Below are 14,557 nucleotides of genomic sequence, written 5' to 3'. Positions count from 1 at the left end.
TTTATCGTTGCATTTCTAAAGCCGTGATTCTTTCTTCCAATGGCGGATGCGACATGAATAAGCGTGAAAATCCGTTACTGCCGCCGGAAATACCGAAAGCAGCCAGTTGATCGGGCAAATGCGCCGGCTCGTGAATTATTTGCAAGCGCCGCAGGGCGGCAATCATTTTTTCCCTTCCCGCTAAACTCGCCCCGCCAGCGTCGGCGCGAAACTCGCGCTGACGGCTGAACCACATGACGATGATGCTGGCCAGCACGCCAAGCACGATTTCGGCGATGATGTTGGTGACCCAGAAAGCGGGGCCGTGACCTTCTTCCGTTTTAAAGATGACGCGATCCACGGTATGGCCGATGACGCGCGACAGGAAAATGACGAAGGTGTTGACAACGCCTTGGATCAGCGCCAGCGTGACCATATCACCGTTGGCGATATGACTGACTTCGTGCGCCAGCACGGCCTCTGCTTCATCCTGACTCATGGTATTCAGAAGGCCGGTGCTAACCGCAACAAGCGCATCGTTTCGCGACATGCCGGTGGCGAAAGCATTGACGTCCGGCGCATCGTAAATCGCCACTTCCGGCATGCCGATTCCGGCAAGTTCAGCTTGCCGTTGCACGGTGGTCACCAGCCAATGCTCTTGCGCGTTGCGCGGCATTTCGATGACTTGCGCGCCGGTAAAGCGCTTGGCAGTCCATTTGGAAAGCGCGAGCGACATCAGAGAACCGCCGAATCCGAATACTGTCGCGAATACGAGCAGGGAATTGAGATTCAAGCCGGTTCCTTGTGCGTCCAATATTTTTTCAACGCCGAGCAATCGTAAGGTAATGCTTAATACGACGACGATCGCCAAGTTAGTTGCTAAAAAAAGAAGAATTCTTTTCATTTTCTTACTCCTGGTTTTTCGAATTCAAAATGAAACGGCTATTGATATATGAATGATTGATCGCTTTTCAAGCGGATTATATTTGAAACTGCCGGATTAAACCGGATGATCATATGTCATCCGGTTCATGATTATCCAGTCTGATTTTAGGTGTTTAATTTCCGGAAGAGTTCGCGGAAATTCAGGGTGCGGATTTCTGTGGCGTATTCCTGACGATCTGAAAGAGTATTTCGCCTTCCTTGATCATGCCTAAATCGCTGCGAGCACGTTCTTCGATCGCTTCGAGGCCTTGCTTTAAGTCGTTGACTTCGGCCTCGAGCTTATTGTTGCGGTTTTGCAGTTGCACATTTTCTTCCCGCGCCGCAATTACTTCCTGATCGACTTGCCAGACTCTCAGCCAGCTGGCTTTACCAAACCACAAGGGGTATTGCATTGCGGCAACGAATAGCAACAGGGTGAAACTCAACAGTTTCATTATTTGAGCTGGTAAAACGCTCTCCGCCCGGCGTAGCTGGCCGAGTCTCCCAAATCTTCCTCGATGCGCAGCAATTGATTGTATTTCGCCAGACGGTCGGAGCGGGACATTGAACCGGTTTTAATTTGCAGGGCATTGGTGGCGACTGCGATGTCCGCAATGGTGGTATCTTCGGTTTCGCCGGAGCGATGCGAAATGACGGCGGTATAACCGGCACATTTCGCCATTTCAATGGCAGCGAATGTTTCGGTCAACGTGCCGATTTGATTGACCTTGATCAGAATGGAATTGGCAATATTGCGCTTAATCCCTTCCTGCAGGATTTTTGTGTTGGTGACAAAAACATCATCACCGACCAATTGAATCGATTTGCCCAGCTTGGCGGTCAGCAATTCCCAGCCGTTCCAGTCCAGTTCGCTCATACCGTCTTCGATGCTGATGATCGGGTACTTATCCACCCACGACGCCAAATAATCGGCGAATTGTTCCGACGTCAGATGCAAGCCGTCGGATGCTAGGTGGTATTTGCCGTCTTGGTAGAATTCCGAGCTGGCGCAGTCGATACCGATGGCGACATCTCTGCCGGGCTGGTAGCCGGCTTGATCGATGGCTTGCACGATCAATTGCAACGCGGCTTCATTGTTTTCCAGATTGGGCGCGAATCCACCCTCGTCACCGACGGTGGTCGGCATGCCTTTGCCGTTGATGAGTTTCTTCAATGTGTTGAAAACTTCCGCGCCGCAACGGATGGCATCGCGAAAATCGGCAATCCCCAACGGCACAATCATGAATTCCTGCATGTTGATGTTGTTGTTGGCGTGTGCACCGCCATTGATCAAATTCATCAAGGGCACCGGCATCGACATCGAAGCCGCGCCACCGAGATAACGATACAACGGCAGGCCGGATTCCTCCGCGGCCGCTTTCGCGGTGGCAAGCGACACCGCGAGAATGGCGTTGGCGCCGAGCCTGGATTTGTTTTCGCTGCCGTCGAGATTGATCAATTCGCGGTCGATGAAGCTTTGCTCGAAAGCATCCAATCCGATCAACGTTTCGCAAATTTCGGTATTCACATTGTTCACGGCTTTGAGCACGCCCTTACCGGAGTAGCGTTGCGCATCATCATCGCGTAATTCCATTGCTTCCCGGGTGCCGACGGATGCACCGGAAGGAACTGAGGCGCGGCCCAGTACACCGGATTCCAATAAAACATCCGCTTCTATGGTCGGATTACCGCGAGAATCAAGAATCTCGCGCGCGATGACATCTACTATTGCACTCATGCTACATTTTCCCTGTGTTGACTGTGATTTTTAAGCTTGTTAGTTTTGCGATTAGAATTTGAATGATTTAGTTGTTGCGTACTGCGTGTATTTTTTCATCTGCGGCATGCTGACGGTGTTCACCGGCAAAGCGGATAGCGGCCTGAACATAGGATTTGAACAGCGGATGACCCAGCCGCGGCGTGGAAGTGAATTCCGGGTGAAATTGGCAGCCGAGAAACCACGGGTGATCGGTTTCAGGAAGTTCGATCATTTCACACAGATTTTCTTCTTTGGAAAAACCGCTGATGCAGAGTCCTGCTTTTTCCAATTTAGGAATATAAAAGCTGTTGACTTCATAACGATGGCGATGGCGTTCGACGATGGTATCCGCGCCGTAGGTTTTCCACGCGAGCGAATCTTTTTGCAAAATACATTCCTGCCCGCCCAGCCGCATACTGCCACCGATATCGGAATTTTCATCGCGTGTTTCGACTTGTCCGTCGCGCGTGCGCCATTCCGTGATCAAACCGATCACCGGATAGGGCGTATCCGGATTAAATTCCGTGCTATGCGCGCCTTTCATGCCGGTTTTATTGCGCGCAAATTCGATCACGGCCAATTGCATACCGAGGCAAATTCCCAAATACGGGATACGGTGAGTGCGAGCGAAATTGATCGCCATGATCTTCCCTTCGACGCCGCGCTTACCGAAACCGCCGGGAACCAGGATGGCATCCATATCGGTCAAGCTATCCGTGCCTTCTTTTTCGATATTTTCCGAATCGATGTAGACGATATTAATCCGGCTGTTAGTGTGAATGCCGGCATGGATCAAGGCTTCCGACAGGGATTTGTAGGATTCGGTCAGGTCGACGTATTTGCCGACAATGGCGATAGTGACGGTATGTTTCGGGTGCTCCAGCGCGTACACCAGTTTCTTCCATACACTTAAGTCCGCCGGTTTGGCCAGAATATTCAATTTATGACAGATGATTTCGTCGAGCATCTGCTCGTGCAACAGCCCCGGAATCTTGTAGATACTGTCGACATCGATGGCGGAAATCACCGCTTCTTCCTGCACGTTGGTGAAAAGCGCTATTTTTCTGCGCTCTTCCTTGGGAACTTCGCGATCCGAGCGGCATAACAGCACATCGGGTTGAATACCGATTTCGCGTAATTCCTTGACCGAATGCTGGGTCGGTTTGGTTTTTAATTCACCGGCCGAACCGATATAAGGCAACAAGGTGAGGTGGATGAAACAGGTATCCGTACGCGGATTTTGCACTGCCATCTGCCGGATAGCTTCCAGAAACGGTAATGATTCGATATCGCCGACCGTGCCGCCGATTTCGATAATCGCAACTTGTGCATCACCGACGCCCATTTGAATGTAGCGCTTGATTTCATCGGTGATATGTGGAATCACTTGCACCGTACCGCCGAGATAATCGCCGCGCCGTTCTTTACGGATCACGCTTTCGTAAATCTGCCCGGTGGTGAAATTATTGTGCCGCGTCATGCGCGTGCTGATGAAACGTTCGTAATGACCCAAATCCAGATCGGTCTCAGCACCGTCTTCGGTGACAAATACTTCGCCATGCTGGAACGGACTCATGGTGCCGGGATCCACATTGATATAAGGATCCAGTTTGAGCATGGTAACTTTAAGGCCGCGCGATTCCAGCAAAGCACCCAGAGACGCGGCGGCAATCCCTTTACCCAAGGAAGAAACAACACCACCAGTCACAAAGACATATTTGGTCATGAGCGGTTATCGTAACAAGAAAGATTCATGAGATCAGTGAGATTGAGCGAATGACGTATCAATAAATTAATGAATTTCAGCCAGCAACGTATTTATCGTATGTTCAGCTTGATGACGATAACTGCCGCCAAAAAGATTCAAATGATTCAGAATATGATAGAGGTTATAAACGTGTTTACGGATATTATAACCGGAATCCAGCGGATAATTATAGCGGTAAGCGGAATAAAAATCGGCTGGGAAGCCGCCGAAAAGTTCGGTCATGGCGATATCCGTCTCGCGATCGCCGTAATAGACCGCAGGATCGAATAATGTCGGATCCCCGCTGGCGTCGTAGGCATAATTGCCGCTCCATAGGTCGCCGTGCAATAGCGACGGGGAGGGGGGCGCATCGCAAAAAAATTTATCCAGATCGCTTAATAATTGCGCACCCAGATTTTGCAGCTTCCCGGCGAATCCGTTTCGTTGTGCCAGATTGAATTGATATTCCAGGCGTTGCGTGCGCCAGAATTCGATCCAATCCGAAGAAAATGAATTTATTTGCGGTGTTTGCCCGATGGTATTGTCGCGATACCAGCCGTACTGCGGAGAAGTCACACGATGCATGGCGGCCAACTGCTCACCCAAGCTGGATGCCTTACCGCACGTGCCGCTATTGAGATCGAGGTACTCCAGCGCTAGCCATGCCATCTCATCGTTGTTTCCGTAGCAAATGGGCTGCGGCACGCGTATCGTCCCCGATTGCCGGATTTCCTCGAGACCGGCGGATTCCGCTGCGAACATATCGAGACTGCCGAAGGCATTCAGTTTAACAAAGAAATGCTGCGAACCGTCGCTGATACGATAGGCTTGATTGATACAACCGCCGCCGATGGGATCAAATTCTTTTACGCTAAAGCTCCGGTTGGTAGTGGCTGAAATTTGTATGCCGATTTCAGGCCATGGATGCATGTTTTAAGTTTTTTAGAAAATTTATTGTGGATTGTTTGCGACGGCTGCGGATGTTCGGTGAATGATTTTTCCTTACCTGGTTTATCCTTGTTTTTGTTCAGTAGTCGCTGTGGCTTCTTGTGCAACATAACAAAAACGGCTGATTCGCCAAACTAATCATTTCATTTTAGCATTTTGAACTAGTTATTACGATTTATTTATGTATAAGCAACTGATTGCGTAGATTTATCCGTGCTTATTGACCGAATACCTTGCTTAATGCACCATTAATCATGATCAGGAGGAATGGCTATGGAAACGGTTGTAGCGAGACAAAACGTGATGCGATAAGGAAGGAGAACACCATGGAAAAAGCTCGAGTGAAACATAATAGTCAATCGCAAAACCAATCGACGACGCAACAAAATATTGGGAAAGCGATTGAATCCTCTCAAGGCGAGCAGATGATTCAATTGGAAAGCATGACAAAGAGCAGTGCGCAAGCGAGGGAATTGGCGCAATTGAAGACGATGATTGATAACAGTCCAAAGATCACAGCTCAGCGCCAACTGCGTAGTTTGATCAATAACAGTCCTCGAATAATCGCACAGCATACTGCTAGAAACAGAATCCATGACAGCTCGCGCCAAGCGGCGCAGCGCAGATTCTCCAAGAATATCAACAACGATGCTATCGTTACTACACAACAGGTGAAAGAATCGGTGAAACCGAATAACACCGGATTGCCGGATAATCTCAAGACGGGAATCGAATCGCTTTCAAATATGTCTCTGGACAACGTCAAGGTACATTACAACTCATCACAACCAGCGCAATTAAACGCATTGGCTTATGCTCAGGGAACGGATATTTATGTCGCACCGGGGCAGGAACAGCATCTACCCCATGAAGCCTGGCATGTCGTGCAGCAGGCGCAAGGACGGGTCCGGTCTACGATACAGATGAAAGATGGGATTCCGGTCAATGATGATCACGGGTTGGAGCATGAAGCGGATGTGATGGGGAAGAAAGCCGCAGAGCGCGGAACAAACCTTCAAAGCGAAAGTGGTCAGACAATCGTTCAGCCGGATATTGCTCAACTATCCCCAAACGCTCAACGTGTCGTCCAACGTAATACTGCTATTCAATATGATAACAATGCTGTTCCGGCAACCACGCAAATCAATAATGTTCAGCATCAGCGCGCCAGCGTTAATGGCGCTGCAACGAACTGGGTTTTATCAAATAGTGAGATCAGTGCTGTTCCGCCAAATACTGTCTGCAATCATAGCCGTTCCTATCAAACGATCTGGCAAAATTTGCATGGACAGTTGGCAAACAAAAATGTCGCTACAGCTTCAGCGGTTTTGCTTACACGGTATGCCAACCTCGGAATTGGCGGAGCACCGGGGAATAATCAAGCTATTTTGAAAAACGCGGTTGAGGGGAATGCGAACACACCTGGAAATCTGAATGCCGCTTTTAACTACTATATTTATAAGATTGGTGATTATCCAAGTAATCTCTTTTATTGGCCAAGTCGAACAGGCGGTGATCCTGATTCACCGCAAACTGTTTATTCAAATCAGAATCCTTTACCGATAAATACTACAAAACTACCACATGGTTGGACCTTTGCAAACCCTGCAACGGCCGATGGTCAACGATTGACCAATGAACAACATAGGGTCGCTGGAGCACAGTTAGTTCTCACAGGGCAGGGACTGTAGTCTGAGTTCGTTATCATTAACTTAATGTGCGATAGATATGCAAAAAGAATCTCATCATTACCGCTGAGCCGCTGAATGTTCGCAGCATGCTGTCAGCGAACTTTGGGTCAGATTTTGTAAAGCAGGGAATGCGAAATTACAGGCACGTAGCGATTTCAGCCTAAAACCAAGCTTCACTATCTTAGAAAGCTCTAAAAAAGGTAGCTAGCGACAATAAAATTTGAAGCATTTTCAACGGTTCAAAATAACCATTGCTTCGCCTGATTAATTGCCGCTTGCACCTGTCCCGGTGCTGTTCCGCCGGTGTGATTGCGGCTTTGCATCGAGCCTTCCAAAGTCAAGACGGTAAAAATATCGGCCTCAATCTGCGTGGAGAAGGTTTGTAATTCGTCCAATTCCAGTTTGCTGAGATCGCAGCTTTTTTGTTCAGCGTACTGTACCGCCCGGGCGACGATTTCATGTGCATCGCGAAACGGAATACCTTTTTTAACCAGATAATCTGCCAAGTCCGTTGCAGTGGAGTAGCCGCGCAGTGCCGCTTGGCGCATCTGGTCGTGATTGACGCGCACGCCGCCGAGCATGTCGGCATAAATCCGCAGCGTATCCGCCAGCGTGTCGACGGTATCGAACAGCGGTTCTTTATCTTCCTGGTTATCCTTGTTGTACGCCAGCGGCTGCGCTTTCATCAGCGTCAATAGCGCCACCAGATGACCGTTGACGCGCCCGGTTTTGCCGCGCACCAATTCCGGCACATCCGGATTTTTTTTCTGCGGCATGATCGACGAGCCGGTACAGAACCGGTCGGCCAGTTGAATAAAACCGAATGACGGATTCATCCATAAAATGAATTCTTCCGACATGCGCGATAAATGCGTCATGATTAGTGCAGCGCAGGCGCCGAATTCGATGGCGAAATCGCGATCCGATACGGCATCCAGCGAGTTCTGGCAAACACCGTCAAAATTGAGCAACTGCGCCACCCGCTCGCGGTTGATCGGATAACTGGTGCCAGCCAGCGCGGCGGCGCCCAGCGGTAATTGATTGACTCGTTTGCGGCAATCGATCAGACGCTCAACGTCGCGCTTCAACATTTCGAAATAGGCCATCAAATGATGACCGAATGAAACCGGTTGCGCCACTTGCAAATGGGTAAAACCCGGCATTACGGTGTGAACATGCTGTTCCGCCAGATTGAGAAGCGCCTGTTGCATGGCTTTTATCAGATTAATGGTTTCATCGATTGCGGCACGTAAAAACAAACGAATATCGGTTGCCACCTGGTCGTTGCGCGAGCGGCCGGTATGCAACCGCTTACCGGCGTCGCCGACTAATGCGGTGAGACGTTTCTCGATGTTGAGATGAACGTCCTCCAGCTGTTGCGACCAGATGAATTGATGATTGCGGATTTCTTCCCGGATTTGTTGCAGGCCACGCTGAATATCGAGCAGATCCTGGTGACTGATGATGTATTGCTCCGCCAGCATTTGCGCGTGCGCCAGCGATCCTTGGATATCATACTCAGCCAAGCGTTGATCAAAACTGATCGAAGCGGTATAGCGCTCTACCAGTGCCGACACCGGTTCATTGAAGCGTCCTGACCAGGTTTTGGGGGTGTTATCTTGTTTCGATGCGGAGTCATTCATGACGTGATTATAATCCTCAGTTTTTCGATCAAAGCGCTAACAAGCGGCAATTATAAAACATAAATACTAGGCCGGTAATTTTGCACATTGGCGATTCACTTTAATTTTTCTGATGCGCAAATGCTGAATCAATGTATTTAATTGCCGCGCGCTACTTTTCCTTCTGAGAGGATTCGTGGATAATTCGCGTTTTCCTCTGCCATTCATACTACAAGGAGTTATCCATGACGGATTACAACAAACAAAACCCGAATCAACAATCCAAAGCTGAAAATTTGCTCTCATCATTCAATGCCAAGTTTGAATGGATAGAGAAAATTCCGACCACGCAATTGCCCGCCAAATATTTTGCGATATTAGTTGGACTCATCCTTGTCGTCATTGCGTGGAAGTTTATTGCTGTCGGTAAAGTGGAATCCGATATGGCGAAAAAACTTGAAAACGAGCGCACACTGATTACGCAACAGGCTCGGGAATACGCCGATCAGCAATATGTAAAAGAAGAAGAACGTTTCGGGCAGGTTTTGTCTTGGGCGGTGCGCGGTGAGTTGATTCGCAACAATATTGATCAAATCGATCAATACTTGAGTGAAATTGTGAGAATGAAAGATACCGAACGCGTGGTGTTGATCGGTGAAGACGGTCAATTACTGGTTTCCACTGATAAACGCCTGGAAGAAACAAAAGGCACGGAAATATTTCCGAAAGAAATTCTGAATCTGCAAAAAATCTCGGTCAAATCGGACGTAGACGGTAAAAAAATTCTGGTTGTTCCTGTCATGGGATTGAACAAGAAAATCGCTACTCTCGTTGTTAGTTACAAACAAGCTAAATTCTAGAATAGATTCACCGCAAATTTAGCTGCCGTGAATGAAAAGGCTTTTGCATTGGCAAAAGCCTTTTTTATTTATTCAATGCGGCGGATTTGTGCACCTAGCGCGGATAATTTACCTTCGATATTTTCATAGCCGCGATCCAGGTGATAAATGCGATCAATCACCGTTTCACCTTGTGCAACCAGCCCGGCAATCACGAGACTGGCCGAAGCGCGCAGATCGGTCGCCATCACGTTGGTGCCGTCGAGTTGTGCGATGCCGGTGACAATGGCGGCATTGCCTTCCACTTCGATATTGGCGTTCATGCGCTTCAATTCCTGCACATGCATCAGGCGGTTTTCAAAAATGGTTTCGGTCATGATGGCGGTACCGGCGGCAATGCAATTGAGCGACATGAATTGCGCCTGCATATCGGTCGGAAAGGCCGGGTAGGGCGCGGTCCGCACATTCACCGATTTCGGTTTTGCGTGCATTCTCAGATTGATCCAGTTTGCTTCGGAATCAATCCGCGCGCCCGCTTCGGTGAGTTTATCCAGAACCGCGTCGAGCAAATGCGCATCGGTATTTTTTAAATGAATTTCACCGCCGGCGGCGGTGGCGGCGACCAGAAAAGTACCGGTTTCGATGCGATCCGGCATGACCGTGTGCTCCGCGCCATGCAACGACGAAACGCCTTCGATCGTGATGATATCTGTGCCGGCGCCGTAAATTTTTGCACCCATGGCATTCAGGCAGTTGGCAAGATCGATAATTTCCGGTTCCCGCGCGGCGTTCTCAAGAATTGTCGTTCCCTCCGCCAAGGTTGCCGCCATCATCAGATTCTCCGTGCCGGTGACGGTGACGATATCGAACACAATGCGCGCGCCGTGTAATTTTTTCGCCACGGCATGAATGTAGCCGTGCCGGATAGCGATTTCCGCGCCCATCGCTTGCAAGCCTTTGATATGCTGATCAACCGGACGCAAACCGATGGCGCAACCACCGGGCAATGAAATTTCCGCTTCTCCGGCGCGTGCAAGCAAAGGTCCAAGCACCAAGATGGCGGCGCGCATGGTCTTGACCATTTCGTAAGGTGCAATCAGGTGAGTCAAGGTTGCGGCAGACAGCACAATTTCGCCGTTGCCGTGCTCAGTCACATGGGTGCCCATTTGCTTGAGCAGCGACACCATGGTGATGATGTCGTGCAATGCCGGAACATTCTTGATTTTTAGGGATTCTTCAGTCAACAGTGAGGCACAGAGCAGCGGAAGTGCGGCATTTTTTGCACCTGAGATGGAGATCTCACCGTGCAGCGGCAAGCCTCCCTGGATAATCAGTTTTTGCATGAAATGGAAAATTCAAAAGGAGATTCGATTAAAATTCCGGCTTGGTTGAAATGCGCCAAAGTTCGCTGCATCATACCGCAATCGTGCGATTAAGGAAGCTCTGAAAAAGGTAGCATGACCGAATGCGGTAGTTCTTAAGAGCTTCCTTAAGGTTGTTCGCAGAGGCCAACTATAACAAAAAAGATCGAATCAATTTCATCAGGAGAAAAAATGACCAAGCAAATTATCCATACCCCGGACGCGCCGCAGGCTATCGGCACCTATTCGCAGGCCGTGCGGGTGAAGGGGGGAGGGTACACTGTTTATCTGTCGGGGCAGATCGGATTGGATCCGGTCAGCATGCAAATGCCGGACGATATCGAAGCGCAGATTCAGCAGGTTTTTGCCAATCTGAAAGCAGTGGCGGCAGCCAGCGGCGGCAGTTTCAGCGATGTCGTGAAACTCAATATCTTTCTGACCGATTTGGCGAATTTCGCATTGGTCAACGACATCATGGCCAGCCATTTTTCTCAGCCTTATCCGGCGCGTGCAGCCGTTGGCGTTAAAGCTTTACCACGCGGCGCACTGGTGGAAATGGACGCCATCATGGTGTTGCCAAATTAAGCGCGGCGGGACAGCGGTAAGCTCACAAACAACACGATGACTGCCCATTCTGCTGTGCAGGAAAAGCTGTCGCGCTTAGGCATTCGCAACGATCTGGATCTGATTCTGCACTTGCCGATCCGGTACGAAGATGAAACGCGGCTGTTTGCCATTGCCGATGCGCCCCAGGGGCAGACGGTGCAAGTCGAAGGCGTCATCGTACATAGCGAAGTAGTAGTCCGGCCCAGGCGGCAACTGGTTTGTCAGGTTGAAGACAGCAGCGGCGTGCTGGTCATGCGTTTTCTGAATTTCTACGGCAGTCAGATCAAAAGCTACGCTGCGGGGAAGCGTGTGCGGTTGTTAGGTGAAGTGCGCAGCGGTTTTTTCGGCGCGGAAATGGTGCACCCCAAATGCCGCATTGTCCATGCCGGAGAATCTCTGGCGGATACGATGACACCGGTTTATCCGGTGACAGCGGGTTTAACGCAGAAAATGATCGGCAAACTGATCGGACAAGCGTTGCAGAATAACCGGCAAATGCTGACCGAATCGATACCGGATGACATCATCCGGAAATACCGGCTGGCAAGTTTCCGCGACAGCGTGGTGTGCTTGCACAATCCGCCGCCCGAGGTATCGCTGGCAGCACTGCAAGCGCGCACGCATCCGGCCTGGCGGCGGATCAAATTCGACGAATTGCTGGCGCAGCAGTTATCGATGCGTTTGCATTACCGGCAGCGGCGCAGCCATGCCGCACCGGTCTTGGCGCAAAAGGGCGCATTGCAGCAATCGTTTCTCGCGCGGCTTAGTTTTCAACTGACCGCTGCGCAAATGAGAGTCGTCGCAGAAATCAGCCGTGATTTGACTTCGCCTTATCCGATGCAACGCTTGTTGCAAGGCGATGTTGGCAGTGGCAAAACGATCGTGGCTGCCTTGGCCGCGCTACAGGCGATTGAAAACGGTTTTCAAGCCGCCATCATGGCGCCGACCGAGATTCTCGCCGAGCAACATTTTCAGAAGCTGGCAAGCTGGTTTGAACCGTTGGGAATCAATGTGGCTTGGCTATCCGGCAGTCAGAAAAAGAAGCAAAAGCAAGCCGTATCGGAAGAAATTGCCAGCGGCGCCGCGCAGCTTGCTGTCGGTACGCACGCTTTGTTTCAAGATCAAGTGATATTTCACCAGTTGGGTTTGGCGATTATCGACGAGCAGCACCGTTTCGGCGTACACCAACGTCTGGCGTTGCGCATGAAGGGCGCGCAATCAGGTCAAGTGCCGCACCAGTTGATGATGAGCGCGACGCCGATACCGCGCACGTTGTCGATGAGTTATTTCGCCGATCTGGATGTGTCGGTCATCGATGAATTGCCGCCCGGCCGGTCGCCGGTTGTGACCAAATTGATCGCCGATAACCGCCGCGAGGAGATCGTTGCACGGATTCAACAGGCTTGCGAACAAGGCAAGCAAGTCTACTGGGTCTGTCCGTTGATCGAGGAATCAGAAACCTTACAACTGCAGACAGCGATAGAGACTTGCGAAAATTTAACCCGAGTGTTTCCGCATTTGCGTATCGGCTTGGTGCATGGGCGTTTACCGCCGCAGGAAAAAGCGGCCGTTATGACAGCGTTCAAACAAGGAGACATCCAGTTGCTGGTGGCGACGACGGTCATTGAAGTCGGCGTGGATGTGCCGAATGCGTCGCTGATGGTGATCGAAAATGCCGAGCGCATGGGGTTGTCGCAACTGCACCAATTGCGCGGTCGCGTCGGGCGCGGCACGGCAGCCAGTATTTGTATCCTGATGTTTCAACAGCCATTATCTGAAATCGCTCGCAAACGGCTCAAAATCATTTTTGAGCATAGCGACGGTTTTGAAATCGCCCGGCAGGATTTGCAATTGCGCGGTCCCGGCGAGTTTCTCGGCGCCCGGCAGAGCGGCGTACCGCTGCTACGTTTTGCCGATCTCGAACAGGATGGCGATTTACTGAAAGCGGCTCAAGCCACGGCGGATGAGTTGCTCAACAATCATCCGCAATTGGCGGAACAGCACATTGCGCGCTGGCTCGGTGAAAAAGCCGGTTATTTGCGGGTTTGATAAAAAATTAAAGAAAGGTTAAGAGTGAAGTGATTGTAAAAGAGAAAATCTCATGGATGCGGTTACTGTTCAGTTTTCGCGGCAGCAGTTTTGTGGAGACCTGGCCGCGCATTCTGACGGTCACCGTGGTGGCAATCGTGGTGACATATGTCGAGCTGTATTACAACATCCAGAAATACACGCTGACCACCACGCCGTTTGCCTTGATCGGCGTGGCGGTCGGTATCTTCCTGGGCTTCCGTAATAACGCGTCGTACGATAAGTTCTGGGAAGGCCGCAAGCTCTGGGGCGCATTGGTCAATACCACGCGCAGCCTGACGCGGCAGACTTGCCACATGATCGATTCGCGGCAGGATAGCGAGGAAGTGCAGCGTTTCCGTGCCGTGTTTGTCAAGCGGATCATTGCGTTCGTGCATGCGCTGCGTTGCCATTTGCGCGATCAGGATCCGTCCGATGAAATAAAGAAATTTTTGCCAGCGGAAGATTTTGACCAGATGACCGCCGCGAAGCATCGTCCCTTGGCAATTTTGCAGCAACTGGGCCGGGATCTGGCGATAGCACGCAAGCGCCGATGGCTGGGCGGTTTCAATTATCCTTTCATGGAGCAGCAGCTTAACGAATTCTCGAATATCCTGGGTGCGTGCGAGCGTATCAAGAATACCCCGATTCCATTTAGCTATTCGGTACTGATTCACCGCATCGTTGCGGCGTATTGCTTGTTTTTGCCGTTTGGCCTGGTGGAAACGACCGGTGTCCTGACGCCGGTTGTGGTACTGATGATTTCTTATGCGTTTTTCGAATTGGACGCAATTGGCGATGAGATCGAAAATCCCTTCGGCACACATCCGAACGACCTGCCGCTAGCGGCGATTTCGAGGAATATCGAGATCAATCTGCTGGAATTGATCAACGATCCCGACCGTCCGGATGTGCTCAAACCGGTGGATGAAATACTGGCATGACCGCTTTATCCTGGCGCTCCGGTTTTTACAATTGCCTCTTTTGAGACTGTTGTATAATCCCGATCCATTA

Annotated in this window: 12 protein-coding genes; 5 read left to right on the top strand and 7 right to left on the bottom strand. The window is 50.4% G+C overall.

The features are described 5' to 3' along the window. Position 1: 1 nt before the first annotated feature. The 5 genes from htpX to HRU77_02085 all read right to left on the bottom strand — a co-directional run bounded on the left by htpX (position 2) and on the right by HRU77_02085 (position 5,339). A complete protein-coding gene (gene htpX / locus HRU77_02105) occupies positions 2-883 on the bottom strand; it encodes a protease HtpX (GenBank protein ID QOJ19597.1) in 882 nt (293 codons plus the stop codon). A gap of 181 nt (positions 884-1,064) precedes the next feature. Further along, a complete protein-coding gene (ftsB, locus tag HRU77_02100; GenBank protein QOJ19596.1) occupies positions 1,065-1,358 on the bottom strand; it encodes a cell division protein FtsB in 294 nt (97 codons plus the stop codon). Further along, positions 1,358-2,641, bottom strand: coding sequence for a phosphopyruvate hydratase (eno, locus tag HRU77_02095; GenBank protein ID QOJ19595.1), 1,284 nt, complete (start codon positions 2,639-2,641; stop codon positions 1,358-1,360). The genes ftsB and eno overlap by 1 nt, the downstream gene beginning before the upstream one ends. A gap of 67 nt (positions 2,642-2,708) precedes the next feature. After that, positions 2,709-4,388 carry a CTP synthase gene (locus tag HRU77_02090; GenBank protein QOJ19594.1) on the bottom strand — a complete coding sequence of 560 codons (1,680 nt, stop codon included), beginning with the start codon at positions 4,386-4,388 and terminating at the stop codon, positions 2,709-2,711. Between the two features lie 66 nt (positions 4,389-4,454). Next, positions 4,455-5,339, bottom strand: a complete 885-nt coding sequence (locus tag HRU77_02085; GenBank protein ID QOJ19593.1) for a fructosamine kinase family protein — start codon at positions 5,337-5,339, stop codon at positions 4,455-4,457. Between the two features lie 509 nt (positions 5,340-5,848). On the opposite strand from HRU77_02085, the gene HRU77_02080 reads away from it, so the two are divergent. Continuing rightward, positions 5,849-7,048, top strand: coding sequence for a DUF4157 domain-containing protein (locus HRU77_02080; GenBank protein QOJ22031.1), 1,200 nt, complete (start codon positions 5,849-5,851; stop codon positions 7,046-7,048). Positions 7,049-7,287: 239 nt separating this feature from the next. On the opposite strand, the gene argH is transcribed toward HRU77_02080, so the two are convergent. After that, entirely contained in the window at positions 7,288-8,691 is a 1,404-nt protein-coding gene (gene argH / locus HRU77_02075) for an argininosuccinate lyase (protein ID QOJ19592.1), read from the bottom strand. 224 nt (positions 8,692-8,915) lie between these two features. Between argH and HRU77_02070 the strand changes: the two genes are divergently transcribed. Next, entirely contained in the window at positions 8,916-9,530 is a 615-nt protein-coding gene (locus HRU77_02070) for a hypothetical protein (protein ID QOJ19591.1), read from the top strand. 68 nt (positions 9,531-9,598) lie between these two features. Here the strand turns inward: HRU77_02070 and murA are convergent, their stop codons facing one another. After that, on the bottom strand, positions 9,599-10,852 hold the full coding sequence (gene murA / locus HRU77_02065) for a UDP-N-acetylglucosamine 1-carboxyvinyltransferase (protein QOJ19590.1): 1,254 nt from the start codon (positions 10,850-10,852) through the stop codon (positions 9,599-9,601). Positions 10,853-11,062: 210 nt separating this feature from the next. Between murA and HRU77_02060 the strand changes: the two genes are divergently transcribed. From HRU77_02060 to HRU77_02050, 3 genes are read left to right on the top strand one after another with little or no spacing between them, the layout of a single operon-like run. Next, positions 11,063-11,455 carry a RidA family protein gene (locus HRU77_02060; GenBank protein ID QOJ19589.1) on the top strand — a complete coding sequence of 131 codons (393 nt, stop codon included), beginning with the start codon at positions 11,063-11,065 and terminating at the stop codon, positions 11,453-11,455. Positions 11,456-11,491: 36 nt separating this feature from the next. Continuing rightward, positions 11,492-13,525 (top strand): ATP-dependent DNA helicase RecG, encoded by a 2,034-nt coding sequence (recG, locus tag HRU77_02055; protein QOJ19588.1) that lies wholly within the window; start codon positions 11,492-11,494, stop codon positions 13,523-13,525. Between the two features lie 56 nt (positions 13,526-13,581). Then, positions 13,582-14,487: a hypothetical protein gene (locus HRU77_02050; GenBank protein QOJ19587.1), complete on the top strand. Its 906-nt coding sequence runs from the start codon at positions 13,582-13,584 to the stop codon at positions 14,485-14,487. Positions 14,488-14,557: the final 70 nt, after the last annotated feature.

The sequence above is a fragment of the Gammaproteobacteria bacterium genome (assembly GCA_015709615.1).
GTDB lineage: Bacteria > Pseudomonadota > Gammaproteobacteria > Burkholderiales > Nitrosomonadaceae > Nitrosomonas.
This window is presented reverse-complemented; position numbering and strand designations above follow the sequence as displayed.